Raw genomic sequence first — 25034 nt, 5'->3', positions numbered from 1 at the left:
AATGTCCCGCTCAGGCCTCGCCGATCAAGGCCCAGTGGTTATCCAGCGCCATTGGCTTCGGCCAGGCCAGGAAGACCGGCTTGGCCGACGGATGCCAGCGAACGAGTCCCAGTGCCGTCGAGACAAGAACGCCACCGCCCGGCTGGGGACCATTCCATTCGGCCATGGCGTAGGCTTCCTCCAACTGGACAACGGGTGTCAGTTTGTCCGGCGCCCCGGGATGCCAGAGTTGGGCCAGACCGGCCTGATTGCTGGAAACCACGAAGCCACCGTTGTACGCGGCGGCGATGTCTCCGCCGTAGCCGAAACCGTCGTTGGCCCGCGTCGGCACGATCAATTGGTCTTCTTCCAGAACGGCAAGCAGCGGAGCGCGGCTGCGCTGTGCCGCCTCCCCGTGCTCGGCCTGCATGGCGATACCCAGGCGCCGCTCGCCGTTCGGCGCAGTGCTCCAGGCAATATGGCGCAGGCTCAGACGACTGTCGTCCACCGTCCACTGGCGCAACAGCTTGCCGTTACGGGCATCGAGGCGAACCAGCGAGGAATCCATGCGCGCCAAGTCAAATTTCTTGTCGGCACGGTTACGCGGAATGCCACCGTTGGCGACCATCAGGTTACCTTCGGCATCGAGCAGCAACTGGTGCGGCTCCATGCCGCCGGTGTCCCACTCGTCGATTTTCTTCAGCGTGATGCGGTCACGTACGCCGATCTTGCCTCGCCCGGAGGCAAAGTCAGTTTCGGTGGTGAACACCAGATCGCCGGCCTTGCCGACGATGGCGTGACCGTTGAGCAGCACATTGGCGGAAGGCTCGATATCGAGCTGACGGACGGGTTTGCCTTCCGGGTCGATGCGCATCAACCAGGTGCCTGGTCGCACGCCGGTCACCAGCAGGCTGCCATCCTCCTCTGGCAGCAAACCGTGCGGCCGCGTCGGCAGCGGCGTGGCATGGCGGATATCCAGCTTCTTGCGCGCCCAGTCGGCGACTAGGACGCCGGCGTAATAAGTGTCAGTCGGGTTCGGGCCGCGCCAGGCAGCGGCGATCAAGGCGCGTTGCGGCTCGCTCTCGCTGGCCGCCATGGCAATACCGCCCTGGGCGAGCAAGCTGCAGGCGCCGGCCAGCTTGAGAAAATCACGGCGATGCATGTTTTTCATTTCCATGCCCCGCTTAACGATAACCGGCGCGGTCGAGCAGCTTTTGCGCCGCCACGACATTTTTGGCCAGCACGCCGATTGGCAGGGTGTCAGCCTTGAACTTGCCCATCGCCTCCAGCGCCGGATTGCCGGTCACCACGCTGGCCACCACCGGCCATTCATTGTTGCCGTCGGCGAAGTAGCGCTGAGCCTCGTCGCTGGCCAGGTATTCGAGGAACTTCACAGCCGCCTCGACGTTCTTCGAGGTCTTGACCACGCCGGCACCGGAAATGTTGATGTGCGTGCCGCGATTGGCCTGGTTCGGCCAGACGATGCCGACGCGCTCCATCATGCGGCGCTCATCGACCTTGTCGGAACGGATCAGGCGGGCCAGGTAGTAGGTATTCGACACCGCCACGCCGCACTCGCCGAGGGCGACCGACTTGATCTGGTCGGTATCGCCGCCCTTAGGCGCCCGGGCGAAATTGGCGACCATGCCCTTGGCCCATTCCTCCGTCTTCGCTTCGCCGTCATGCGCGATCAGCGAGGCAACCAACGACAGGTTGTACGGATGCGAACCCGAGCGGCTGCACAGCTTGCCCTTCAGCTTCGGGTCGGCCAGCGACTCGTAGGTCGCCACATCCTCGGCCTTGACCGCGCTGCGGTTGTAGATGATGACGCGGGCCCGGGTCGAGAAGGCAAACCAGGTGTCAGTGTGCAGGTGGGCCGGAATGCGCCTCTCCAGCAGCTTTGACTTGACCGGCGCAAACAACCCGAGGGCATCGGCATTGGCCAGACGGGCGGCATCGACAGTGATGAACACGTCGGCCGGGCTGTTGGCGCCTTCGTTGCGAATGCGCTCCATCAGCTCGTCTTCCTTGCCATCGATTCGGTTGATCTTGATACCGGTCTGCTTGGTGAAGTTGTCGTAGAGCTTCTCGTCCGTCTGGTAGTGGCGGGCGGAATACAGGTTGAGGACTTTCTCCTGCGCCTGCGTTGCGAAACTCGCCAGCACAGCCAGCGCGACCAGGGCTAATTGCTTTTTCATGAATGTGACTCCGTTGCGATCAGAATTTGTACTCGGTGCTCAGGATGAAACGGCGTGCCTGGCCGGGCACGGTAAAACCGCCGTTGTCATACAGGGCGTCGTAATACAGCTTGTCGAAAATGTTCTGGACGTTGAACTTGACCGTGTACTTGGGCTGGTCGTAGGAGACCATCGCATCCCAGCGGGTATAGGACGGCACCCAGTTCGGGTTGAAAACCGCCGTACCGGTCGGCGCCCCGCCGTAACGCTGGCTCTTGTACTCCATGCCGCCACCAACTTTGAAGCCATAGGGCAACTGGTAGGTCGACCACAGGTTGAAGGTCTTCTTCGGCGTATTGCGCGGCATCTGGCCGATGAAATTCACATTGCCGTTGCCCGGCGCCACTTCAAGAATCTCTGCATGTATCAGCGACAGGCCGCTGAACACTTCCCAGTTGTCGGTAATCCGGCCGGCCACTTCGAGTTCGACACCGTCCGACTGCCGCTTGCGGGTCAGGATGGTCGCCGTCGATTCGAGGTCGGTATTGCGTTCCCAATCCTTGATGGCGCGGTAGAGCGAAGTGCGCAGGGAGAGGTTGCCATCGGCCAGCAGCCACTTGCTGCCCAGCTCGAACACCTTCGATCGCTCGGCCGGATACTGGTTACCGGACAACTGATAAAGATCGGCCGTCGGGCTGAACGAATCGCTCCACCCGGCGTAGTAGTGCTGCGCCGCGGTCGGTTGCCAGGACAGGCCAGCCCGGTAGCTGTTCTCGGCAAAATTGCCGCTAAAGGCCGTCGTCGTGAAGTATTCGGACTGCATGATGTCGCGGCGGATGCCGAGCGTCATCTTCCAGTCCGGAATGAACTCGAGGCTATCCTGCACGTAGGCGCTGTAGGTTTCGCCCTTGTAGGTAGCCGGCGCCGCCGTCGTATATTGACCCGGCTTGTACAGTGGGTTGTTGGCCGTACCCAGATTGCGCAGCGCCCAGCGGATCGAATCCTCGTTGAGGTATTCGACACCGGTGATCAGTTCGTTCTTCAGGCCGAACAGCGTAAAGGCCGTGTTCAGATCGCTCTGCAACACGTAATTATCGGTCTCGAACTCACGGGTTTTGGCTTGTCCCGCCGTGCTGTTCGCGGTCAGGACGCCCTGCCCGGCCACCGCCCAGTAGGAACGCTTGTAGTTGGCCGCCCGCATCACAGTTCGCCACTGGGTATCCGGCGAAATCTTGAACAGGTAATTCAAGGTGGAGATATTCGTCTCACTGTCGTCGAAGTTGGCATCGACGCCGTAATAGTTTCCGGCTTTCGCCATATCCTCGTTGGGCTTGCGATTCACGAAAGGAACGCCGTAATCGGCGCGATCCTGCGTTTTGACCCACAAATGGCTCAGCGTGACTTCGTGGTTGGTCCCCAGTCCGAACGAAACGCTCGGTGCGAAGCCCATGCGATGGATTTCCGGTTCAGTGCCGGTATAGGGATTGCTGCGCGCACTGCCTTCATCGCGATTCATCACGTTGATACGGAAGGCCGTGGTATCGCCGACCCGCTGGTTCAGGTCGGCCTTCACCTCCTGGAAGCCATCGGTGCCGATACCGATGCCGACCTTGTTGATGCCGTACAGCATCGGCGTCTTGCTGACCTGATTGATCACGCCCCCTGCCTGGCCGCGCCCGAACAGCATGGCCGCTGCACCGCGCAACACATCGACCTGCTCGAGGTTGAACAGTTCGCGGTTGTACTGGGCCGTATCGCGAATACCGTCGAGATACATGTCGCCAAAGGTATAAAAACCGCGCAGATTCATGTTGTCGCCAGAACGACCGCCCTCGGCAGCGTTGAAGCTGAGACCGGAAACGTTGCGCAGTGCTTCGCGCAGGGAGTTGGCTTCCTGCTCCTCGATCAGCGCCCGGGTCACCGTGGTGATGGCCTGAGGGACGTCATGCGGATCCTGCACCACCTTGCCGACGCGGGTCTTCGTGGCGCGGTAGCCATCCGGCCCATCCTGGGTTGCCGTCACCGTTACCGCAGACAAGGTCTTGTCTTCTTCGGCAAACGCCCCATCCGCAGCGCCCAGCAAACCTGCAACGACGGCCGCCCCCAGCGGCAAAAACCTACTGCGGCGCGCCATCGAGCGTTTGGCGAAAACGGCAGGGCAGGCAATCCGGGTCTTTTGCCCCGGCAAGATTCTTTTTTTCACAGGCATACCTCTATGGAGTCAGTCATGGTGGCTGGCTGGCATAAAGGCTGGCTTGCCGAACGTTAGGTTCGCGTCAGGAATAGCCGGCGGGGCGGAAGGCCGAAAATACCGCCCCTTGAATTATTCGCAAACGATAATGCGAATATATCTCATTTACAAAAGAGAAACAACTTGCCCGAAGGCCCGTTTCTCAAACTGAGAAACGTGTTGTTTATTGCGTCAGGAACGTTAAATGACGTCGATGCCCGGTTCGCCTTCGGCCATTTCGCCGATCACCGAAACGTGGGGGAAGCCGTGCTGCAGGAACAAGGAGAGCACTTCCGTCACCGTTTCCGGCGAGCATGAAACCAGCAAACCACCGGATGTCTGGGGGTCAGTCAGCAAGGTCTGCGCGATGCCTTCGAGGCCGTCGGCGATACGCACACCTTCGCCGTAGCTCGCCCAGTTGCGTCCCGAAGCGCCGGTCATCAGTCCGGCCTGCATGAACTCGCGAGCTTTGGGCAATACCGGCAAATCCTGGTAATTCACTGTCGCCCGCAGGCCGCTGCCCTTGCAGACTTCCAGCAGATGACCGGCCAGCCCGAAGCCGGTGACGTCGGTCACGGCATGAACACCATCCAGACAGGCCAATACCGGCCCCGGCGTATTGAGCTGGGTTGTGGTCTCGACCATGGCTTCGTAATCCTTGGCCTGGAGTTGATCCTTTTTCAGCGCCGCGCTGTAGATCCCCACACCGAGTTGCTTGCCAAGGATCAGCTTGTCCCCGGATTTGGCGCCGGAATTGCGCTTCAAATGTTCCGGGTTGACCAAGCCGATGGCCACCAGGCCATAGATGGGCTCAACCGAATCGATCGTATGGCCGCCGGCAATGGGAATGCCGGCTGCCCGGCAGACGTCCTCACCGCCTTGCAGAATCTGGCCGATGGTTTCCAGCGGCAGGACATTGACCGGCATGCCGACTAGCGCCAGCGCGAACAACGGCGTCCCGCCCATGGCATAAACATCCGAAATGGCATTGGTCGCCGCGATGCGCCCGAAATCGCGAGGATTGTCGACGATCGGCATGAAAAAGTCGGTCGTCGCGACAATCGCCTGCTGCGCGTTGATCTGGTAGACCGCAGCGTCGTCGCTGGTCTCGGTACCGACCAGTAGCTGCGGCGGAATGATGCTGCCCGTGGTGCCGGCCAGAATTTTCTGCAATACGGCAGGCGCGATCTTGCAACCACAGCCACCACCATGGGAAAGCTGGGTAAGTCTGATTTTTTCTTCCGGCACGGCTGTTCTCTCGGGAAAGGCAGGTTGATTATTGTTTATTCGGCGTCGAAGCCGGCATCCTCGATGGCATTGACCAGCGCGTCGCGGGTCACCACCTGCGAATCGAAGGCCACGCGGCCTTCGGCAGCTTCCAGCGAAACCTCGACGCTGCTCACGCCTGCCATGGCACTCAGCACCCCGGTGATGTTCTTGACGCAGCCCTGGCAGCTCATGCCGCCAATCCTGATCACGGTGTTTTCCATTGCTTTACCTGTTGATGAATGGTTGAAGACGCAGCATATCGGCCATTCCATCCGCCGACATCGGGCGACTGAAATAGTAGCCCTGCGCCATGTCACACCCCATTTTACGCAACAGCGCCAATTGTTCGACTTTTTCTACGCCTTCGGCCAGCACTGTCATGCGCAGACTGCGCCCCATGCTGACGATGGTCGACGCAATCGCCCAGTCATCCGGGTCGGTTTCAAGGTCGTTGACGAAGGAACGGTCGATCTTCAGTTTACCGACCGGAAAACGCTTCAGATACGCCAGCGATGAATAACCGGTGCCAAAGTCATCAAGCGAAAGCTCAACCCCCATCCGGTGCAAGGCCGACAAGGTGCCCATGTTGATATCCGCATCGTGCATCACGGTGCGTTCGGTCAATTCAAGCTCAAGGCGGCTGGCATCCAGCCCGGATGTCGCCAGCGCGCCCGCCACCATCTCGACAAAGCCGGCCTGACGGAATTGCACCGGGGCCACGTTGACGGCCATGCAGATCGGGGGCAACCCGGCATCGCACCAGGCCTTCGCCTGCCGACAGGCTTCGCAGAGCACCCAATCACCAATCGGATTGATCAGCCCGGTTTCTTCGGCCACATGAATGAAGCGGTCCGGCATGATCAAGCCTAGCTCCGGGTGCAGCCAGCGGATCAACGCCTCGACACCAATGATCAGGCCGGTTTCCAGATTCACCAGCGGCTGGTAATGCAGGATAAATTCGTTCTGGACCAGCGCCCGCCGGAGATTGCTTTCCATCAGCAAGCGGTCGAGCGTCGTCGTATTCATCTCGCTCGAATAGAACTGGAAGGCATTGCGGCCCATTTCCTTGGCCCGGTACATGGCCGTATCGGCATTACGGAGCAAGGTTTCCAGGTCACGACCATCGTGGGGGTAGATGCTGATCCCGAGCGATGGCGTCACGGTCAACTCGTGGCCGGCCACCTCGAACGGCCGGGAGAAAACCTCAACCAGCCGCCGTGCCACTTCAACAGCCGCCGCGGTATGGAAACCAGGCATGGCAAAAATGAACTCGTCGCCCCCCAGCCGGGCCAGGGTATCGATGCGCCGGACCACACTATCCAGACGCCGGGCCACTTCGCACAACAACTCGTCACCGACGCTGTGCCCAAGCGAATCATTGACCCGCTTGAAATGGTCGAGATCGAGGAAGATGACGGCAATCTCGGATTTCTCTCGCTCAGCCGCAGCGAGCAATTGCTCGAAACGCTCGCGCAGCAATCGGCGATTGGGCAAGCCAGTCAATACATCGTAGTCAGCCAGTTCGCGGATTCTTTGCTCGGCTGCTTTCTGCGCAGAAATATCCAGCACGGTGCCGACGGAAGCCGGCAACCCGCCAATCACCGATGGCGACCCGAGCACCATGATCGGCAAGGTCGAGCCGTCCTTGCGTAATCCGGTCAATTCATAGTTATGTCCAAGGACACCGGCCGCCCGTAACTGCATCTGCTCGATCACGAATGCGTGCTGCTCGGGCAGGATGAGGTCAAGCGGCCCCATCTGCTCAAGCAACTCCTCGGCAGAATAGCCAAACATGCCCACAAGGAAGGGATTGACGTACTTGAAGCGCTGATTCTGAAGCACGAAGATACCGACCTGCGCGGCCTCCATTGTGCTTCGGAACATTGTTTCCTGCTCGGTCATCGCCGTAGCACTTCCCGCCGCTCCCACCTTGCTATCAGAAAACAATTGTTCAATTATTTCTTCCCCGACCCCTCTGGTCATCGAGACTCCATTCCCTGCCGCCCAGCCCTGTCTTTGGGTCGCCAACGCTTGAGCAGAAGCGAGTTCGAAACCACTGAAACCGAACTCATCGCCATCGCCGCTCCCGCGACCACCGGGTTAAGCCACCCCAAGGCAGCCAGCGGAATTCCCAAAACATTGTAAATGAAAGCGAAGAAAAGATTTTGGCGGATTTTCCCCAAGGTGGCCGCCGATAGGTCAATTGCATCAAAAACACCGAGCAGGTCGCTGCGTATCAATGTTAAATCCGCAGCCTCGATAGCCGCATCCGAACCAGCCCCGATCGCGAAGCTGACATCTGCCGCCGCCAAAGCAGGCGCATCGTTGATTCCGTCACCGACCATCGCCACAAGCCCACCGCCAGCCTTCAACTCCTGAACAGCCGCTGCTTTGTCGCCGGGCAGGATGCCGGCCCGATATTCATCGATACCGGCTTCGGCAGCGATTGCTGCTGCTGTTGCCACATTGTCACCAGTTAACATCACCACCCGGATGCCGCGTTCGCGCAAACGACTGACAGCGAGCCGCGAACTTGGCCGCAAGGCATCGGCCACGGCAAAAATGGCCAAGGTCGAATCACCCTCGTTCAATGCGACGACAGTTTTGCCGGCCTGCTGCAACTCACCGACGGCCAGGTCGGCCGCCAGCCCCAACCAAGTGGGCGAACCGAGGCGCAATACCCGCCCATCAATCTCGCCTTCGACGCCACAACCGGGAATTGCCTTGAACGCAGCTACTTTTCTATCGTCTCCACCAGACTGAACTGCCCCAGCCGCCGCAACAATCGCCCTGGCCAGCGGATGCTCGGAATTCTGCTCAAGCAAGGCGGCCAGACGGAGCGCTTCGTTGCCAGCCAGCACACGCGGCACGACATCGGTCACCTGCGGCAGGCCGCAAGTCAGTGTGCCGGTCTTGTCCAGCGCCAGCACAGTGATGCGCTCAGCCCGTTCGAGCGCCTCGGCATTTCTGACCAGAATGCCGGCCCTGGCCCCCTGCCCGGTTCCGACCATGATCGCCGTCGGAGTGGCCAGCCCCAACGCACACGGACAGGCAATGACAAGCACCGCCACGGCATTGACCAGGGCCTCGGAAAAATCGCCGGAATAAATCCACCAGCCGGCAAAGGTCACGAGCGCGATGATGCACACCGTCGGTACGAAGATCGATGAAATCTTGTCCGCCAGACGCTGCACCGGCGCCTTCGATCCTTGCGCCTCGCCGACGAGCCGAATGATGCCGGCCAGCAAGGTGTGCTCGCCCACGCCGGTGGCCCGACAACGCAGGGCGCCCTGCCCGTTGGCCGTAGCGGCAAAGACCCTGTCGCCGGCCCGCTTGCCTAGCGGCATGCTTTCACCGGTCAGCATGGCCTCGTTGACACTCGATTCGCCATCGACCACCTCACCGTCGACCGGCACGCTTTCGCCCGGACGAACCAGAAAGATATCGCCCGGCATCAGCGCCTCGACGGCCATTTCCACCCACTGGCCATCCCGTTCAACGCGCGCCGTCTTCGGCTGCAGGCGGATCAGCGACTCGATAGCTTCGGAGGTTCTTGCCTTGGCCCGAGCCTCAAGCAACTTGCCAAGCAGGACCAGCGTGATCACCGCTGCCCCGCCCTCGAAATAGATGTGCTGATTGAGGCCAAACAGCGTCACCACCGTCGAAAAGCCCCAGGCCATGCTGGTACCGAGCGCAACCAGCACATCCATGTTGGCGCCACCACCACGCAGGGCCTTGTAGGCGCCATCGTAGAAACGCCAGCCAATCCAGAACTGGACCGGTGTCGCCAGCGCCAGTTGCAACCAGCGCGGCATTTCGTTGAGGTGGCCGTGTTCGCCAAACATGAACAGCATCTGCCCGACCAAGGGCAGGGTGAGCGCCACGGCAATCCAGAAGCGTCTGATTTCCCGCTGATAGACACGCAGCTTTTCGGCCTTTTCGCGTTCGCGTGTCTGGCTATCGACCAACTCGGCCGTGAACCCGGCCTTCGCTACGGCCGCGACCACGGCGGCCTCATCGGCCATTGCCGAGAGTCGCACCCGGGCGCGCTCAGCCGCCAGATTGACATTGGCTTGCATGCCGGCTTGCCGGTTCAGGACTTTCTCAAGACGGGCCGAACAAGCAGCGCAGGTCATGCCGCCAATGGCAAATTCAACCACCCTGCCCCGGTCAGCCTCGTCGCTCATTTGACCAGCAACACTGGACAGGGCGAGAGGTGCAGTACGCGCGTCGCCACTGAGCCCATGACGATCCCCGCCGCCACGCCACGACCATGCGTCCCCATCACGACCAGATCACAGGCCAGGTCACCAGCCATTTTGCTGATCACCTCGGCCGGCTGACCGACATGAATATGGGTTGTATGAAAACGCCCGGCCGCATCCAGTTTTCTCTGGGCTTCGACGAGCTGCTCCTGCCCTTCTTCCAGATAATAGGCATGCAGCGTTTCCTTACCGACATGGGCTTGCACCCGCCCAATCGGGATCGGCGCATGAACATGCAACAAGTGAATCTCCGGTACATCGCGGAACCAGGCCGCATGGCTAATCAGGTGATCAACGGCGCGCAACGCACAGGCCGAACCATCCACTGGCAACAAGATTTTCATGGTGTTTTCCCATCCTAAAGCCCGCCTGACAGACGCATCAGGCCCAAGAGTCCGTATAAGCCAAAGCCTAGCACCAACAGGCCGGAGAGGGTACGCACAATGGGGCGACGAACGAATCCGTTGAGCCGGGCCAGCACGATACCGGCCAGCAGGAGGTTGGGCAAGGTACCGAGGCCAAAGGCCAGCATCGTCAAGGCACCCCGCCCGGCCGAACCGGTGCTCAGCGCCGTCGCCAATGCGCTGTAAACCAGACCGCATGGCAGCCAGCCCCACAGCACACCCAGAGGAAAAGCCTGGGCCACGCTGCGCACCGGCAGGAAACGTCGGGTCAAAGGTTGCAGGCGCCGCCACAGGCTCTGCCCGGCACGCTCGGTAAACGCCAGCGCCTTGGTCACGCCAAGCAGATAGAGGCCCATCGCCACCAGCATCAGGTTGGCGACGAAATAGAGAATCAGACGGGCTGGAACCTGGCCTTCCAGCCCCATGCTGGCTGCACCCAACGCCCCGGCGATAGCCCCGGCCGCGGCGTAGGAAAGAATACGCCCGCCGTTGTAGGCAAGGTGCATCGACCAGCGCGCCTGCCCCCCCATCGAGAGGGCGCCGACGATGCCGCCGCACATACCGACGCAATGCGTACCGCCGAGCAGACCAACGAGAAAAAGTGCGAGATAGCCGGAATCAGGCATCGTGCAAACCAGAAGTCACCGAAGCGTGCAGTTTACTCTGCCCGCCCGGTGCCGCACACGATGATCAGATGACTTTGGAGTAGGTTGCCCGCTGGCGCCCTGCCCGCAGATAGCGATCAAAAACCATGGAAATGATGCGAACCAGCAGGCGTCCTGGTGGCAGTACGGTGATCCACTCGCGATCGATCTTGAGCAAACCGGCCCGCTCCATTTCCTTCATGTCTTCCAGTTCGGCTGCGAAATACTTGTGGAAGTCGATCAGATGGGCGCTTTCGATGCTCTCGATGGACAACTCGAAATGGCACATCAACGCCTGGATGATCGAACGACGCAGGATATCGTCAGCCGTCAGCTCGATACCGCGGAAAACCGGCAGCGTATCGGTATCCAGACGATCGTAGTACTCGTCCGCCGTCTTGACGTTCTGGTAATAGGTCGGCCCGACCTTGCTGATCGAAGAGATGCCGAAAGACAGCATGTCGCAATCGGCGTAAGTCGAATAGCCCTGGAAATTACGGTGCAGGCGGCCCTGACGCTGGGCAACTGCCAGTTCGTCATCCGGCTTGGCAAAGTGGTCCATGCCGATGAAGACATAACCCGCATCGGTCAGTTTCTTGATCGCCAGCGCCAGAATCTGCAGCTTGGTATCGGCTGAGGGCAGATCACCTTCGTTGATCCGGCGCTGCGGCTTGAACATGCTGGGCATGTGCGCATAGTTGTAGATCGACAGACGGTCAGGATCCATCGCCAGAACGCGCTCCAGCGTCCGGTTGAACCCCATCACCGTCTGATGCGGCAGACCGTAGATCAGGTCGACAGAAACTGACTTGAAGCCGTTGGCCCGCGCATCACGGATGACGCTGTAGGTTTCTTCCTCGCTCTGAACGCGATTGACGGCAACTTGTACCTTTTCGTCGAAATCCTGAACGCCGACGCTCATGCGGTTGAAACCCAGCTCACCCAGCAGAGCGACCGTGGCCGTATCCACCTTGCGGGGGTCGACTTCAATCGAATATTCGCCGCCATCGAGCAACTTGAAGTGCTTGCGGGTTTCGCCCATCAACTGGCGCATTTCGCTGTGCGACAGGAAGGTCGGCGTACCGCCACCCCAATGCAACTGGATGACCTCGTGCTCACCGTCGCGGCCTTCCAGTGCCGCCGCCTGAATCTCGAGTTCCTTGGCCAGATATTTCAGGTATTTGGCGCTGCGCCCATGATCCTTGGTGATGATCTTGTTACAGGCGCAGTAATAGCAAATAGTGTTACAGAAAGGGATGTGGAAGTATAATGAGAGCGGTCGGCTGATCCCGCCAATATTGCGCTTTCCGAGCCACAGCTTGGCAGCCTCCGAGTCGAAAGCCTCAACAAAGCGATCAGCCGTTGGATAGGACGTGTAGCGCGGGCCGTTGACGTCGAAGCGGCGAATGATCTGCGGATCGAAGACGAGGTTTTCTGTTGCGAAGTTCATTAGGCAAGCCATTAAAATTTGTTCGAATTATGTTCGGATGGCATGCTTTTGCGGTTGACTTGGATCAAGCTAACGCAGGTTGCCAATGGCACAAACACACCCATTAAATCAGGAAATCTCGCTATCTGTCATCAAGACAGCCTGCTCCAATTGCAACCTGCGCGAACTATGCCTGCCATTTGGGCTCAGCATTGAAGAACTGGAGCGCCTCGACGACCTGGTTTCGACTCGTCGCCGCATAAAACGCGGCGACCATCTTTACCGCGCCGGTGAAGGCTTTGACGCGATTTACGCTATCCGCAGCGGTTTTTTCAAGACCGATGTGCTGCTTGAAGATGGCCGTGACCAGGTCACTGGTTTCCAGATGGCTGGCGAGCTGCTCGGGCTGGATGGTATCAGCACCGAATACCACACCTGCAATGCCATCGCGCTCGAAGACAGCGAAATTTGTTCGATTCCGTTCTCGCGACTGGAAGGCCTGTCGCGCGAAATCCACACGCTGCAACACCACTTCCACAAGGTCATGAGTCGGGAAATCGTTCGCGATCATGGTGTGATGATGCTGCTCGGCACCATGCGCGCCGAGGAGCGACTGGCCGCTTTCCTGCTCAATCTGTCGCAACGCTTCACGGCGCGCGGCTTCTCGCATGCCGAGTTCTACCTGCGCATGACCCGCGAGGAAATCGGTAGCTATCTCGGACTGAAGCTGGAAACCGTCTCCCGTGCCTTCTCGAAATTTCAGGAAGAAGGCCACATCGCCGTTCAGCAGAAACACATCCGGATTTTGAACGTCAATGGGCTGAAGGCCCTGATGAGCCACCGCAGCTGACGCTTTACCAACGCAGTCTTGCCAGTTCTGCGGCCCGTTCGACCAGCCTGAACAGCAGCGCCTCGGCTTTGATGCGGGCCGGTGTCGCGCCCCCTGTCGAGCGGTAGACCATGGTCACTCGACCAGGCTCGGCTGCCGTCACATAGATGGCGACCGACAAGGGACAAAAAGCAATCTGACCAGGATCTTCAACCACCATCTGCCAGGCTAATCCGGCACTGCAGAACTGGACAATCTCGGCCTCGACCAACGGATTCATCTCCGCCTCTAGTGCGCCGGCTGTTCGATCAAGCATCCGGCCAAACGGAATAACCGCCCCGACAATCAGCCCCTCTGCCTCCACCGCCTCGACAAGCGCCTCGTGGGTTGAGCGAAAATCGCCAGCCTCGACCACCCTGGAAACAACCCCGTCGGCAGCATGACTACAGTCGATCCGGGCCAATAAAAATATAAGCAGCAGCAATGAAAAAAAACAGGACACCCCGGAGGGTGTCCTGAACAGATGCGAGGAAAACATCTGACGCAAGAAATACGGGAGCTGTGGCGATCAGAAGAAGATCAGGCCGCCAAACGAAAGGGTACGGTTCTTGTTGTCGTAATTGGTATCGGCAACGTTGGTGATCTTCTCCTGGTTGTACTCACCGACCAGCGTGATGTACTTGTTCAGCGAGTGATAGACGCCCAGCGTGACTGCACGGTTCTTGATCTGGTTATCCGGTGTGGCACGCAGGACACCGTTGATCGTCCGGGTGTTGTCCAGCGTGTAACCATCCTTGTCCTTGTTCTCGCCGAAATTGATACCGACCTTGGTCGCACCGAACTTGTAGGTACCCTGCAGGAAATAACCCTGCGAATCGGTCTTGTTGCCAGCGCCATTGCTGCCGCCCAGGAATTGGGCGCCAATGGTCGACAGACCCAGACCGTTACCCTTGAAGCCGTAGGCAACCGCTTCGAAGTCGCCGAACCCGGCCTTGGCGCCGATTTCATAGCCCGTAGCGGTGAAGGACTTGGTCGCGCAAGGATCAACCGAACAGCTGGTCGACTGGGTCACCAGGCCGCCCCAGACCTTGCCCGGCACCTTGCCCTTCCAGTCGTAATCAATCTTGGCCTGGAAGCCCGGCGCCTTGGTTTCGTTACCAGCGAAGCTGCTCGGCTGGAAGATGCCGGCCGCGCCCTGCAGACCGCCTACCGACGGTGTCGTGTAAGTAATCTGTGGCTGGAAGCCGGTATACATGTAGCCGTGACCGATCATGCCGAAGGTGGTGTTGTACGGGATGCCGGCATTGCTGGTACCACCGACGCCAAGCAGGGTCATGTCGGAGAGGATGATGTTCTGGCCGAACAAGCCGATGTCACGACCGAATTTCAGCGTCCCCCAGCTGTTGTTGCCGAACTGGAAATAAACGTTGCGGGTATCGATCTGGCTGTATGGATTGGTGTTGCCGGCACCGCCGGCATTATTGCCGATCGGCAAACCGATCACGGTCGAGTTGTTGTTGATGCCGGGGGCAAAGCTGATGTGTGCCTTGATGTCCTGGCCGTTGGCCTGCGTGGTGGCGACAAAATTGATCCAGCCAGGCAACAGGCCATTGGTTAGCGCGCTGTTGTTGGTCGTGGTGGTACCGCCACCAGGGGCGCGATCGATCGTCTTGGCTTCGCGATTGACGTAGAAACCGTTGATGGTGCCGTTGATGTCGAGCGTGACATCATTCTGCGTGAAACTGACGGCGTGGCTGGCGGTGCTGCCACAGGCCAGCAGAGCGAGAACCAGAGGACGAACGGACGGGATTTTCTTCATGAAAAGTCTCCAGGTGTTTTTCGTTGATATGTGCCGCCCGGGTTTTATCCCCGGACAATTTCCCCCGCTGCCATCGCTTCCGATGACATGGAACCCCCTTGTTTGCGAAGCGCGTGCCAACTTCGGAAACAAAGCTGCACATTTCAGCCAAAGCCAGTCACGGCAATGACTTCGGGAGATTCTACGCACCATGCATCGGTCACTTTTTCGGGCGAAAAGTCGTTCATTTTCTGGACAATTGCTGCACGCCTGAGCCAAAACGAAGCAGCAAAACCATGGAGCAATCAACAAAAAAGCCCGGCTCGGCCGGGCTTGGGTAGGGGGGAAAACAGAGGCTCAGAATGTGTAGCGGGCACTGACTCCGGCCAGCCAGGCACGCCCCGGCGCCGATTCATAGAAGCGATTGTTGCTGTCGCCAACGATGACCGAACCGACATACTGGCGGTCAAAAATATTGTCGAAGCGCAGGAAACCGCGCAGGCTGAGCGGGCCGTACTTGCGATCGATACCGAAGCGAATATTGGCGATGGCATAGCCCGGTGCTGCTTTCTGAAGGTTGCTATCCTCGACATAAACTTTGCTGCGGATGATGCCTTCGACCGCAGCATGCAAACCGGTCGACTGATGCTTCCAAGCCACTTCACCAAACAGGTTCTGGGCGGCCACACCGGGCAGGCGACTGCCAGCGCTGACCGCGCCAGTCGAGGCAGTGAATCGCTCGGCATAATGGGCATCAAGGTAGGTATAGGCCAGTCGACTGCTCAGTTGCTCGGCCCAGCGGCTATCGAGTGCCAATTCCAGGCCGCGCCGCTCGGTCTTGCCGGCGTTCTGGTAGGCCGTGCGACCACCGCTGCTCGACGACACCACCAGTTCATCTTGCGTCTTGATCTCGAACAGCGCCACATCGAGACGGCTAGCATTGCCGAGCATGGCTTTGAGCCCGGTTTCGTAGTGTGTGCTGGTCGCCGGTTTCAGCGAGAAATTGAACGAACCGCCAGCATCCGAATAGAACATTTCGTTGAAGGTCGGCGCCTCAAAGCCGCGCGCTGCGCTGGCGTAGAGATTCACGCTGTCGGTCAGGCGATAGAGGGCTGCGACCGTCGGCGTCGTTTTGTCATAGCTGACGCGACCGCTGTCGTCACCATTGCCGGCCACAATGTAGCGATCATCCACTTTGAATGCGATGTGGCTATGGCGCAAGCCGCCGCTGAAGGTCCAGCGCTCACCCTGCCATTCGGCCTGAGCATACTGATCGAAGGTGGCAACGCTGTCCTCCTCATTGCGCCGCAACCGACCGGCCACACCACAGATATTCGAAATACAGTTGGGCACCAGCCCACTGCCAACGTAGTTCTCGTAGCCCTGGCGGTCATCGGTGGCCTGCTCGTAATCAAAACCGACCGTGGTGGTCAGGCGACCGCCAGCCAGGCCGAAACGCCCGGTCCAACGACCAGACAGTCCGGCAAAGTCACGATCGAAGTCGATGATGCCACCCGACTGTTTTACGTTCGATGCCTTGTATGCCACTGACTGGGTAGAAACTGGAATTGACTGATATTGCGTCGTCGAGCGCTGCCCGGCATAGGCCGAAACCTGCACGGTCTGATCGCCGAAACGATGCTCGTAGGTCAGGCCACCCTGCGTATGGTCGATGCTCTTGCGCGTATCGTAGGCCAGCGCCGGATAAATGTTCTTGTTGGTACCAGGGTCCCAGGCTACGCCGCGCGGATTGGCCTGAAACTCCTTCCACTGCAACCCTTGCGGATCCTGCGCATCCTGCCTGAAGGTGTTGGCAATCAGTGTCAGCTTGCCATCCTGACTCGGCCGAAAGGTCAGCTTGGCCATCGTCTGGTCGCGCTCGGCAGCACTATGGTCGCGATAGCCATCGGTGGCAAAACGCGATGCGTCGATGACGTAGCCAACACCGCCAACCTCGCCCTGAGCGCTGACATCACTTTTCCAGGTGCCATAGCTGCCGGCGGAGAACGCGCCCTCAACACTCGGCGCCCCCTTGCCATCCGGCGTGAACATCTGGATGACGCCGCCCGCATGGTTGCCGTAGATGGCCGACATCGGCCCGCGCATGACTTCGATCCGTTCGGCCCGGTCGAGGTTGAAGGTGGCGGCTTGCCCCTGCCCATCCGGCATCGATGCCGGGATTCCATCAGAAACCAGGCGGATACCGCGCACACCGAAAGCCGAACGGGCGCCGAAGCCACGCGAGGAAATCTGAAGATCCTGCGCGTAATTCTGGCGGTTTTGCACCGTGATACCGGGCACCGAGGCCAATGCCTCGGAGGCATTGACTCGCGCCTGATCGGCGCCGATTCGGCTGGCGTCGACGACATCTACTGCCGCCGGCAGGTCGAAGCTGTTGTGTTCGACGCGGCTACCAGTGACAACGACCGAATCCAGCATCAACGAAGGCTCGGCCATGGCCAGACAGGGAAAAGCTGCCGCCAGCAGGGTGACAAGATGGCAAGGCCGGGCAAGTTGGAAAGGAAGGTGCTTTGTCATTTTGTCTCCAGGGTAGGCGAGGCAACCCCTCTGTTGCCCCGGAGACAATTATTCGCAAGCGCCGAAAGCAGCACATCCGGACTATCGCCCGAATTGGCTACAGAAAATCATGAGAACGTCTGCATGGCTCGACCTGAACTCCAGCTCAGCCCCTCCGCAGACGAATCGCCCTTATGGCCGATCCAGCTCCTGATCGGTCATTGAAACCGGATCTTCGAGCGGCTCGATATGGGTAGTGATGTGCGCATTGGCTAGTTCCCGGCGAATCTCGGCTTCAATTTTTTCCGACCAGTCATGGCCAATTTGTATGCTCCAGTGCCCAGGCATCAGCAGATGGACACTGATGAAAGCGCGACTACCAGCCTGCCGGGTACGCAAGGCATGAAAGGCGATGCCTTGCGACTCAAACGAGGCCAACACGCCTTCGATTTTCTTCAGGTCGTCAGACGGCAACGAGGAGTCCATCATTCCAGAGGCAGAACGATGCATCAGGTGCCAGCCTGTCCAGATGATATTGATCGCCACCAGCAGCGCTATGGCCGGGTCCAGCCAGATCCAGCCGGTGACAGCGACCAAGCCGACTCCGGCAATGACCCCAACCGAAGTCCAGACGTCGGTCATCAGGTGGTGCGCATCCGCTTCGAGCGTAATTGAATTGTGTTTTTTTCCGACCGCCATCAAGGTTCGCGCCGTCAGGAAATTGATCACTGAAGCCAGGACCGAGACCAGCAAGCCAACGCCGACTGTTTCAAGCGGCTGAGGATGGATGAATCGATCAATCGCCGTGTAAGCAATGCTTCCCGCAGCCAACACGATCAAAAACCCCTCGAAGGCGCTGGAAAAATACTCTGCCTTGCTGTGTCCGTGCGTATGCTCATCATCGGCAGGCAAAGCAGCGACGGTGAGCATCCACAAGGCCATCAGTGCGCCAGCCAGATTAACGAATGACTCAATCGCATCGGACAGCAGACCGACCGAACCGGTCAGTTTCCAGGCCACCCCCTTGAGAAGAATGGTGGAAATCGCGGCGGCAATGGATAGCCAAGCATAGCGTTGCAATGCTGGCGGCGCGCTTGAAGTATTGATCACGACTGATCCCAGAAGCTTGAACATAAAAAGATGGCCACTACCCACACCGATACCTCCCAGTGAGCAGCAACACCATTCGCCATTTTGCCTGCATTGGATAAACTCAGCTAACCCCCAAGCAGGCCCCACGGCAAGAATTCGTACTCCTTGACGACGGCAGACCAGAAAAGCAAAAAGCCCACTCCGAAGAATGGGCCTTTTGGCAGCATCGACGACGATGAAGAATCGTCGCCAACGCGATGTCTGGAGCGGCAGAAGAGTCTCGAACTCTCGACCTCAACCTTGGCAAGGTTGCGCTCTACCAACTGAGCTACTGCCGCTTTTTTGGCTCCCCGACCTGGGCTCGAACCAGGGACCTACGGATTAACAGAATCACTAGCCAATAGCTGAATCCATATAAATCAGCACCTTGCAATACTCGCCAAACCCTAAATCAGTGCCAGACAGGCCATAAAAGCCCCGAATCAATGGAGCGTAGCTACGAAATGGCTACACTTCGCGGGCAGCGGGCCAGAAGCGGCCTGTCAGGTCTCAATTCTGGCAGCGGTCTTGCGCTATCATATGTCATAACAAAAATGACTATGATTCAATATCAAGGTTAAAAGTCCGACATGAGCGCCACCAATTTCATAATCATAACAACAGTGATAATTCTATTTGGCATTGGAGTGACCAAATCCTATCAATCAACTCGTTATAGAAAACAATCACTAAAAAGAGTGGTTATTGGAGTGATGATTCTTTCACTTGCTTTAGCTTTTTTATGCTCCACGGTTTTTGGTGGAGCGAGCGGATACGGTAGTTTTTTGTTTGTTATATGGTGTGGTTTTTTTGAAATAGTTTCATTTATTGGAGTATCAGCTGGAGCGATTGCCGGCCATATACTTAGTAAGTATAAAAGCAAGGATAATTGAAAAATAATACGCAGTTGCAGACTGCGCGGCAGAATTCATTTCTTCGGAATTCGCCTAATCACGTCACTCTCGGTGGTAATCATTATGTCTATCAAAAAAATGCGCACTATCGGATTTTACATTCCAAGAAAATATATTCTCGCCTTCCTTTTTGCCGTTGCCCCGGCTTTCACAGTCGGCGCGGCGGATGCAACCAGCGAAATCAATGGTGCCTGGATACTCGACGCCAATGCAACTAAAGAGGCCATTCTTACCACACCACCTCCTCCGGATTCCGAAAAACTTGCACAATGGTTTTTATTTATATCTGGTTATCTAGCCGTTGTTACTTACGAATTCGAAGGTAACTTAGCTAAAGCAAGCGTATTCCGTGGAAAAAGGGTGCAGGAGTTTGAACTTATGTCCAACGATGCCTCGGATTTTAAATACGTGCTGAAAAATACAACTACCCCAAAAACAATATCGGTTTCAATATTAAATAACGGAAAAATTAAGATTGTTCCATCCGATAGTCCAGAGTTCAATTTTCTGAGATGGAAGCATGGGCAGTTAAAGACTGAAACAGCAACCTCTGACGAGGTAAAGGCTGCGATAAGCACTTGGCTCGTTTCATTACAAGCTATTCAAGATGCTCTCCATAAACCATTCAGTACCTCTATTGATATGGCGCCCGACAAGCCGAGCTCTGGCGTTCAGTTTCAACGCTAAGTCGCCGCGTACTCAAAACCCGACCCTCCGCAATGGGCACGTTGCCGACATTTAGTTAAGAGAATGAAAAAAGAATTCGGAAAACTCACCAATGACCAGTTCGCACGCCTGGTCAAGACACTCCCCGAACTTCGAACGCAATCAAACGAACTGACAAAGATTTACCAAGAGAACCCTAAGCGACTCAATGAGTTGCTCGGTGATGGTCCCGTATCTTGGGGGGAGATTTACGAAAGGCCATTCCTGGAGCAAATGGCCATCCTAACCGTCCTGCTCCGGCTCCATGTTCCGCTACATGAGGCAGCACAATCCCTGGATCCTCAAGAACAAATCTTGCGCTGGCTCGATAACGATGGGCCACTTGACGCTTGGTATGAAAGCGTCAAAGACACTATGGAGTGGAAATATCTGATCTGGCTCTGTGTGGTTTTACAGCGCAACATCCTGTCGATAATGCTGTTTCACCAATCACTTGGAGGGTTGGTCGAAGCGGTTAGAAACGGGGATGACTCTGCCCTCTTCAAAGCTGTGCGAATAGACAAGACGGTTCTCCTGGCTCCAACTTGCGCGGACCGTTTGTCACGCGCCGAACTCATCAACGACAAGGCATTTTTCGGCCATCTGCGCAGCGCTATAAAAGGGCCAACCCAGAAGCATATGGTCGCCATACAGGACTTACGCTATTCCATCGTCGCACTACGGGAGTGTGGATTTGACCGCTTCAATGACAAAGACCTTGAGCAACTCTTCATTCGCACCCGGTTGTATCCCAACAGTGCGGGTGCTCTAAAGGCCCTTAGAAAACACCTCAACCTGGCGAGAAAGATACAACCACCTCAAAAGCTGATTTGAGGTGGTGGGCTCCTGTTGGCCTGATCTATTTAATCCATATCCGTTCCAGGAAGCCACAGCGGCATGCCTGGCAAGTCCCAAAAGGAAACGGATATGTCGAAGCACCAAGAGAATGGCCGCGATGGCCTCACCGAGCAGCAACCCCAAAACCTGACCGCCACTTCCCTGGCCGCCGCCCGCACCGCGCGCGAGGCGCGGGCGGACGGTGGACAAGAAGTGGCGGAACCTGCCTTTGAGGGTGCGCTCCCTAGTAACACAGCACCCTATAACAGCAATACAGGACAGGAATGGTTTAAAGCCCTTCGTTGGGGCGTTGATAGCTTGTACCTTTCCTATCCCGGCGAACTCTCCCGAGAGTCAGACCTTCGCCTCAAGGAACTGAAGCAATTCGCACAATCCAATGATCCCGGCGAGGTAGCAAAGGCCCAGTTGCCACTGGCTGGTCATATCTTCGAGGTGAAGGAAAAAGGCGCGTCGCTATTCCCCTACATCCTGGAAGATGGCGCTTTCCGTATTCAGCTTTCCCGGCCAGGCCACAAAGCCCCGATGGCCTATGTGAAGGTATCGGCCAAGTTCCTGGCCCATGTCGGCCCGGTCGGAGCCGAACGCCAGCTGTATGCCTTGCTCTCCGAGTTGGGCGAGCTCAAGGAATCGGCCAACGTCAGCCGAATTGACCTGTTTGTCGATTTCCAAAGCGGTTTCGATATGGAAGGCTGGGATCGTCATGCCTGGGTGACGCGGGCCTCCTCGATCAACAGCTATGCCGTGTCCGGGCAGTTCTCCGGCTGGTCAGTGGGTCTTGGTGGGAACATCTCGGCCAGGCTCTATAACAAGCTCCTGGAGATCGTCGTCAGCGGCAAGGAATGGATCATTCCCCTATGGCAGAAATCCGGTTGGGATGCCTCGGCTCTGGTGTGGCGTCTGGAGTTTGAGATCAAGCGGGAAGTCCTGACTCAGAAGGGCCTTTCCAAGCTCGCTGAGGTGATGAGCAACTTGAACGGGTTATGGGACTACGCAACAACGGAATGGCTGCGCCTGACGCTGCCCAATGCGGAGGACAAGACCCGTTCCCGGTGGCCGATTCATCCTCTGTGGCTGTATCTATCTGCCGTCGATTGGGAGAGCAAAGGCGGCCCCCTGGCTAAACGTTTCAGTCCGAGCCGCAGCCCCAATGACGACAAGCTATTCCAGATCGGCTACAGCGCGATTCTGTCGTACATGGCCAAGCATGGTTTCCCAGCTTCGGAGTTGTACGAAGGCTGCGAGGATTTCCTGGCCAGTGCCTATGCCTATCACGAGCAGAAGGCGCTTGACCTGGGCCTGCCCTTCGAGGACTTCATTGCTGAGAAGCTGGCCCTGAAGCATCGCCAGTACAACACGGCGGTCAATGATCCCGACCAGGAAGCCAAGCGCAAGGCCAAGGCCCTGGAGGATGAAGCCAGGGCTTACCGGAAAGCCTCGGGGGGCTGATATGGATTCGCTCACCCTGCAACAGGCTGCCACTTTCCTGAAGATTCACCCGGTCACGCTGCAAGAGAAGGCCCGAGCCGGTGAGATACCAGGGGCTAAGATCGGGAAGTGTTGGGTCTTTCTGGAAATTGACCTGGTGGACTACGTCCGGTCACAATACCGGCGGCGAGCGTTGCAGGGTGCGCATGAAAGGAACATCACATGTCACTCTTCAAACGCAAAGACTCGTCCTGCTGGTGGGTCAAAATCATCATCGACGGACGAAAGGTACAACGCAGTACTGGGACTGACGACAAAATCAAAGCCCAGGAATTCCACGACCGGCTAAAAGCCCAGATGTGGGAGCAGAATCGCCTCGGAGTAAAAGCCAGGCGATCCTGGAAGGAAGCGGTAGTTCGTTGGCTGGAGGAAACTTCGGAGAAGGCCACGCACAACGAGGACAAGCGCAAGCTGATCTGGCTTGATACCTACCTCGGGAAACTGATGCTCGATGAGATCACCCTGGATGTGATCGACAGTGTCAGGGCGGCCAAGCTCAAGGAAGCGGCCAAGGCAACGACGAACCGTTATTTGGCACTGATGCGCTCGATTCTCCTTCGCGCCAGAGATGAATGGGAATGGATCGACAAGGTGCCGAAGGTAAGGCTCTTTAAAGAATCTGCAAGCCGTGAACGTTCTCTGACCCGAGAGCAGGCGGGCAAGCTGTTGGAGGAGTTGCCGCAACACCAGCGCGATGTGGTTCTGTTCGCCCTGGCGACCGGCCTTCGCCAGAGCAATGTCCTCCAGCTCGAATGGTCACAGATCAACCTGGAACAACGCCATGCGTGGATTCATGCCTGGCAGTCGAAGAACCGGCGACCCATTTCCATTCCGTTGAATGAGGCAGCGTATAGCGTCCTCATCCGGCAGAAGGGGAAACATGAGAGTCGAGTCTTTACGTTTCGGGGCAAGCCATTGGAGTCGGCCAATACCCGTGCCTGGCGTAAAGCCTTGCTACGGTCGGGGATCGATAACTTCCGTTGGCATGATCTGAGGCATACCTGGGCAACGTGGCAGCGACAGGCTGGAACACCGACGCATGAGCTACAACGCTTGGGCGGTTGGCGGACAGGGGCGATGGTGGAGCGCTATGCTCACCTGGCTCCCGATCATCTGGCGGAAGCGGCCTCCCGGCTAAATTCGGTAATCCCTGGCTACGTTTCAGCTACGGTGACCTAGAAAAGCAAAAAGCCCACTCCGAAGAATGGGCCTTTTGGCAGCATCGACGACGATGAAGAATCGTCGCCAACGCGATGTCTGGAGCGGCAGAAGAGTCTCGAACTCTCGACCTCAACCTTGGCAAGGTTGCGCTCTACCAACTGAGCTACTGCCGCTTTTTTTGGCTCCCCGACCTGGGCTCGAACCAGGGACCTACGGATTAACAGTCCGGCGCTCTACCGACTGAGCTATCGAGGAAAAGGCGCGCATTATAAATCGCTCTCGCAGCTTTGCAAGCCCCATCGCAAGTAAATTGATGCTCTGTTCGAATATTTATCCGGATCAGACCTTGCTTCTGGCTCAGGCCAGTTGATGCGTTCTCAACTTCGGAACGCTCGGGATGCGAATTCGCTTTCCCTCAACCACAATCAAGCCAAGGGAACTCAGGTCATGCAGGATGCGCGAGAAATGTTCCTGGGTGAGATTAAGACGGGAGGCGATCACCCCTTTGTTGGCCGATAGCTCCAGCACCACGTTGTCATCGTTTAGCTGGCTCTCGGCCAGTTCGTGCATCAGGAAACCAATCACCCGTTGCGTACCGGAATGCAATGAGTAGGCTTCGACATCGGTCATCAGCTGATGCAGGCGCATGGCCATGCCGGCCAGCATTTTTCTGACGAAGGCGTGGTCATTCTCCAGTTCTTCGTAGATGGCCGCCTTCGAGACATGCAGCACCAGTGAATCGCTCAGTGCCTGGGCGAAGACGAAATAAGGCTTCTCCATGAACATGATGGCCTCACCGAAGCTCTGCCCCGGCTGAATGATTTCAACCACCTTCTCGGTTCCCTGGACGGACGAGAGCGCCAGCTTCATCTGCCCATACACCAGCACATGAAATCCGGTTGATGGATCACCCCGGCGGAACAGGGTTTCCCCCTTGCTGATGCGTACTTCACGGGTACTTTTCGCCAACCTGGCGAGTTCATCCTCGGAAAGACCTTCAAACAAGGGAATACGACTCAAAAGGCTGACTATTTGCACCGGCTGATAATCCCGCACACGCTCTCCTCTCAAGGAACTCTGGTTATCGACATCCATCAGGCATAACTCCGGAAACATTGTGCATTTTGACACGAATCAAATCAATTAATTCCGGATAGGATAATTCAGAAGTTTTATTTCCCTTTCCAGGAACACTGAAAACAGAAAAACCGCGCTTTCAGAGCACTGGCCTGAAAGGTG

At 57.6% G+C, this 25034-nt stretch carries 21 protein-coding genes, 3 tRNA genes and 1 pseudogene; 7 read left to right on the top strand and 18 right to left on the bottom strand.

The features are described from left to right. Nucleotides 1-10 precede the first annotated feature (10 nt). From DARO_RS05495 to hemN, 10 genes are all read right to left on the bottom strand, one after another. Complete coding sequence (locus DARO_RS05495; RefSeq protein ID WP_198134105.1) at nucleotides 11-1150, bottom strand: DUF1513 domain-containing protein; 1140 nt, start codon at nucleotides 1148-1150, stop codon at nucleotides 11-13. 13 nt (nucleotides 1151-1163) lie between these two features. Then, the gene (locus DARO_RS05490) at nucleotides 1164-2177 is read right to left on the bottom strand and encodes a Fe(3+) ABC transporter substrate-binding protein (protein ID WP_011286821.1); all 1014 of its coding nucleotides are present in this window, start codon (nucleotides 2175-2177) and stop codon (nucleotides 1164-1166) included. Between the two features lie 19 nt (nucleotides 2178-2196). Next, complete coding sequence (locus DARO_RS05485) at nucleotides 2197-4365, bottom strand: TonB-dependent receptor (RefSeq protein WP_497463029.1); 2169 nt, start codon at nucleotides 4363-4365, stop codon at nucleotides 2197-2199. Nucleotides 4366-4587: 222 nt separating this feature from the next. Then, nucleotides 4588-5634, bottom strand: a complete 1047-nt coding sequence (gene selD, locus DARO_RS05480; RefSeq protein WP_011286819.1) for a selenide, water dikinase SelD — start codon at nucleotides 5632-5634, stop codon at nucleotides 4588-4590. Between the two features lie 35 nt (nucleotides 5635-5669). Then, the gene (locus tag DARO_RS05475; RefSeq protein WP_011286818.1) at nucleotides 5670-5876 is read right to left on the bottom strand and encodes a cation transporter; all 207 of its coding nucleotides are present in this window, start codon (nucleotides 5874-5876) and stop codon (nucleotides 5670-5672) included. A 4-nt stretch (nucleotides 5877-5880) separates the two neighbouring features. Beyond that, the gene (locus DARO_RS05470) at nucleotides 5881-7539 is read right to left on the bottom strand and encodes an EAL domain-containing protein (RefSeq protein ID WP_198134104.1); all 1659 of its coding nucleotides are present in this window, start codon (nucleotides 7537-7539) and stop codon (nucleotides 5881-5883) included. Nucleotides 7540-7634: 95 nt separating this feature from the next. Beyond that, complete coding sequence (locus DARO_RS05465; protein WP_011286816.1) at nucleotides 7635-9842, bottom strand: heavy metal translocating P-type ATPase; 2208 nt, start codon at nucleotides 9840-9842, stop codon at nucleotides 7635-7637. Continuing rightward, nucleotides 9839-10264 (bottom strand): universal stress protein, encoded by a 426-nt coding sequence (locus DARO_RS05460; protein ID WP_011286815.1) that lies wholly within the window; start codon nucleotides 10262-10264, stop codon nucleotides 9839-9841. The genes DARO_RS05465 and DARO_RS05460 overlap by 4 nt, the downstream gene beginning before the upstream one ends. Before the next feature lie 14 nt (nucleotides 10265-10278). Further along, entirely contained in the window at nucleotides 10279-10950 is a 672-nt protein-coding gene (locus DARO_RS05455) for a sulfite exporter TauE/SafE family protein (RefSeq protein ID WP_011286814.1), read from the bottom strand. 64 nt (nucleotides 10951-11014) lie between these two features. Then, a complete protein-coding gene (gene hemN / locus DARO_RS05450) occupies nucleotides 11015-12418 on the bottom strand; it encodes an oxygen-independent coproporphyrinogen III oxidase (protein WP_041224228.1) in 1404 nt (467 codons plus the stop codon). Between the two features lie 85 nt (nucleotides 12419-12503). Here hemN and fnr point away from each other — a divergent pair, with 85 nt between their 5' ends. After that, on the top strand, nucleotides 12504-13247 hold the full coding sequence (gene fnr / locus DARO_RS05445; RefSeq protein WP_011286812.1) for a fumarate/nitrate reduction transcriptional regulator Fnr: 744 nt from the start codon (nucleotides 12504-12506) through the stop codon (nucleotides 13245-13247). 4 nt (nucleotides 13248-13251) lie between these two features. Here fnr and DARO_RS05440 read toward each other — a convergent pair whose 3' ends face one another. From DARO_RS05440 to DARO_RS05420, 5 genes are all read right to left on the bottom strand, one after another. After that, on the bottom strand, nucleotides 13252-13689 hold the full coding sequence (locus DARO_RS05440) for a DUF302 domain-containing protein (RefSeq protein ID WP_198134103.1): 438 nt from the start codon (nucleotides 13687-13689) through the stop codon (nucleotides 13252-13254). A 105-nt stretch (nucleotides 13690-13794) separates the two neighbouring features. Continuing rightward, entirely contained in the window at nucleotides 13795-15045 is a 1251-nt protein-coding gene (locus tag DARO_RS05435) for a porin (protein WP_011286810.1), read from the bottom strand. 336 nt (nucleotides 15046-15381) lie between these two features. Beyond that, on the bottom strand, nucleotides 15382-17562 hold the full coding sequence (locus DARO_RS05430; protein WP_011286809.1) for a TonB-dependent receptor: 2181 nt from the start codon (nucleotides 17560-17562) through the stop codon (nucleotides 15382-15384). Nucleotides 17563-17733: 171 nt separating this feature from the next. Continuing rightward, entirely contained in the window at nucleotides 17734-18651 is a 918-nt protein-coding gene (locus DARO_RS05425) for a cation diffusion facilitator family transporter (protein ID WP_497463028.1), read from the bottom strand. A 244-nt stretch (nucleotides 18652-18895) separates the two neighbouring features. Continuing rightward, nucleotides 18896-18971, bottom strand: a tRNA-Gly gene (locus DARO_RS05420). A 291-nt stretch (nucleotides 18972-19262) separates the two neighbouring features. On the opposite strand from DARO_RS05420, the gene DARO_RS22730 reads away from it, so the two are divergent. The 6 genes and pseudogenes from DARO_RS22730 (at nucleotide 19263) to DARO_RS05400 (ending at nucleotide 23813) form a co-directional block, all read left to right on the top strand. Then, complete coding sequence (locus tag DARO_RS22730; RefSeq protein WP_011286807.1) at nucleotides 19263-19565, top strand: hypothetical protein; 303 nt, start codon at nucleotides 19263-19265, stop codon at nucleotides 19563-19565. Nucleotides 19566-19649: 84 nt separating this feature from the next. Further along, on the top strand, nucleotides 19650-20273 hold the full coding sequence (locus DARO_RS05415; protein WP_041224227.1) for a hypothetical protein: 624 nt from the start codon (nucleotides 19650-19652) through the stop codon (nucleotides 20271-20273). A 63-nt stretch (nucleotides 20274-20336) separates the two neighbouring features. Next, nucleotides 20337-21125, top strand: coding sequence for a hypothetical protein (locus DARO_RS05410; protein ID WP_011286805.1), 789 nt, complete (start codon nucleotides 20337-20339; stop codon nucleotides 21123-21125). Between the two features lie 93 nt (nucleotides 21126-21218). Further along, entirely contained in the window at nucleotides 21219-22595 is a 1377-nt protein-coding gene (locus tag DARO_RS05405; protein ID WP_198134102.1) for a replication initiation factor, read from the top strand. Beyond that, a pseudogene (locus tag DARO_RS23265) lies at nucleotides 22513-22740 on the top strand (helix-turn-helix domain-containing protein); the annotation flags it as partial. The gene DARO_RS05405 and the pseudogene DARO_RS23265, both read left to right, overlap by 83 nt. Nucleotides 22741-22796: 56 nt before the next feature. Continuing rightward, the gene (locus DARO_RS05400; protein ID WP_011286802.1) at nucleotides 22797-23813 is read left to right on the top strand and encodes a site-specific integrase; all 1017 of its coding nucleotides are present in this window, start codon (nucleotides 22797-22799) and stop codon (nucleotides 23811-23813) included. 79 nt (nucleotides 23814-23892) lie between these two features. Here DARO_RS05400 and DARO_RS05395 read toward each other — a convergent pair. The 3 genes from DARO_RS05395 to DARO_RS05385 form a co-directional block, all read right to left on the bottom strand. Beyond that, nucleotides 23893-23968, bottom strand: a tRNA-Gly gene (locus DARO_RS05395). Between the two features lie 6 nt (nucleotides 23969-23974). Next, nucleotides 23975-24050, bottom strand: a tRNA-Asn gene (locus tag DARO_RS05390). A gap of 102 nt (nucleotides 24051-24152) precedes the next feature. Next, entirely contained in the window at nucleotides 24153-24890 is a 738-nt protein-coding gene (locus DARO_RS05385) for a Crp/Fnr family transcriptional regulator (RefSeq protein ID WP_011286801.1), read from the bottom strand. Nucleotides 24891-25034 lie beyond the last annotated feature (144 nt).

Source organism: Dechloromonas aromatica RCB, from assembly GCF_000012425.1.
This window is presented reverse-complemented; position numbering and strand designations above follow the sequence as displayed.

What these genes read in the sequence shown, in the direction of transcription:
- DARO_RS05495 (WP_198134105.1), bottom strand. Translation starts at nt 1,150, where the DNA reads ATGAAAAACATGCATCGCCGTGATTTTCTCAAGCTGGCCGGCGCCTGC.
- DARO_RS05490 (WP_011286821.1), bottom strand. Translation starts at nt 2,177, where the DNA reads ATGAAAAAGCAATTAGCCCTGGTCGCGCTGGCTGTGCTGGCGAGTTTC.
- DARO_RS05485 (WP_497463029.1), bottom strand. Translation starts at nt 4,365, where the DNA reads ATGCCTGTGAAAAAAAGAATCTTGCCGGGGCAAAAGACCCGGATTGCC.
- DARO_RS05475 (WP_011286818.1), bottom strand. Translation starts at nt 5,876, where the DNA reads ATGGAAAACACCGTGATCAGGATTGGCGGCATGAGCTGCCAGGGCTGC.
- DARO_RS05470 (WP_198134104.1), bottom strand. Translation starts at nt 7,539, where the DNA reads ATGTTCCGAAGCACAATGGAGGCCGCGCAGGTCGGTATCTTCGTGCTT.
- DARO_RS05465 (WP_011286816.1), bottom strand. Translation starts at nt 9,842, where the DNA reads ATGAGCGACGAGGCTGACCGGGGCAGGGTGGTTGAATTTGCCATTGGC.
- DARO_RS05460 (WP_011286815.1), bottom strand. Translation starts at nt 10,264, where the DNA reads ATGAAAATCTTGTTGCCAGTGGATGGTTCGGCCTGTGCGTTGCGCGCC.
- DARO_RS05455 (WP_011286814.1), bottom strand. Translation starts at nt 10,950, where the DNA reads ATGCCTGATTCCGGCTATCTCGCACTTTTTCTCGTTGGTCTGCTCGGC.
- hemN (WP_041224228.1), bottom strand. Translation starts at nt 12,418, where the DNA reads ATGAACTTCGCAACAGAAAACCTCGTCTTCGATCCGCAGATCATTCGC.
- fnr (WP_011286812.1), top strand. Translation starts at nt 12,504, where the DNA reads ATGGCACAAACACACCCATTAAATCAGGAAATCTCGCTATCTGTCATC.
- DARO_RS05435 (WP_011286810.1), bottom strand. Translation starts at nt 15,045, where the DNA reads ATGAAGAAAATCCCGTCCGTTCGTCCTCTGGTTCTCGCTCTGCTGGCC.
- DARO_RS05430 (WP_011286809.1), bottom strand. Translation starts at nt 17,562, where the DNA reads ATGACAAAGCACCTTCCTTTCCAACTTGCCCGGCCTTGCCATCTTGTC.
- DARO_RS22730 (WP_011286807.1), top strand. Translation starts at nt 19,263, where the DNA reads ATGAGCGCCACCAATTTCATAATCATAACAACAGTGATAATTCTATTT.
- DARO_RS05415 (WP_041224227.1), top strand. Translation starts at nt 19,650, where the DNA reads ATGTCTATCAAAAAAATGCGCACTATCGGATTTTACATTCCAAGAAAA.
- DARO_RS05410 (WP_011286805.1), top strand. Translation starts at nt 20,337, where the DNA reads ATGAAAAAAGAATTCGGAAAACTCACCAATGACCAGTTCGCACGCCTG.
- DARO_RS05405 (WP_198134102.1), top strand. Translation starts at nt 21,219, where the DNA reads ATGTCGAAGCACCAAGAGAATGGCCGCGATGGCCTCACCGAGCAGCAA.
- DARO_RS05400 (WP_011286802.1), top strand. Translation starts at nt 22,797, where the DNA reads ATGTCACTCTTCAAACGCAAAGACTCGTCCTGCTGGTGGGTCAAAATC.
- DARO_RS05385 (WP_011286801.1), bottom strand. Translation starts at nt 24,890, where the DNA reads ATGGATGTCGATAACCAGAGTTCCTTGAGAGGAGAGCGTGTGCGGGAT.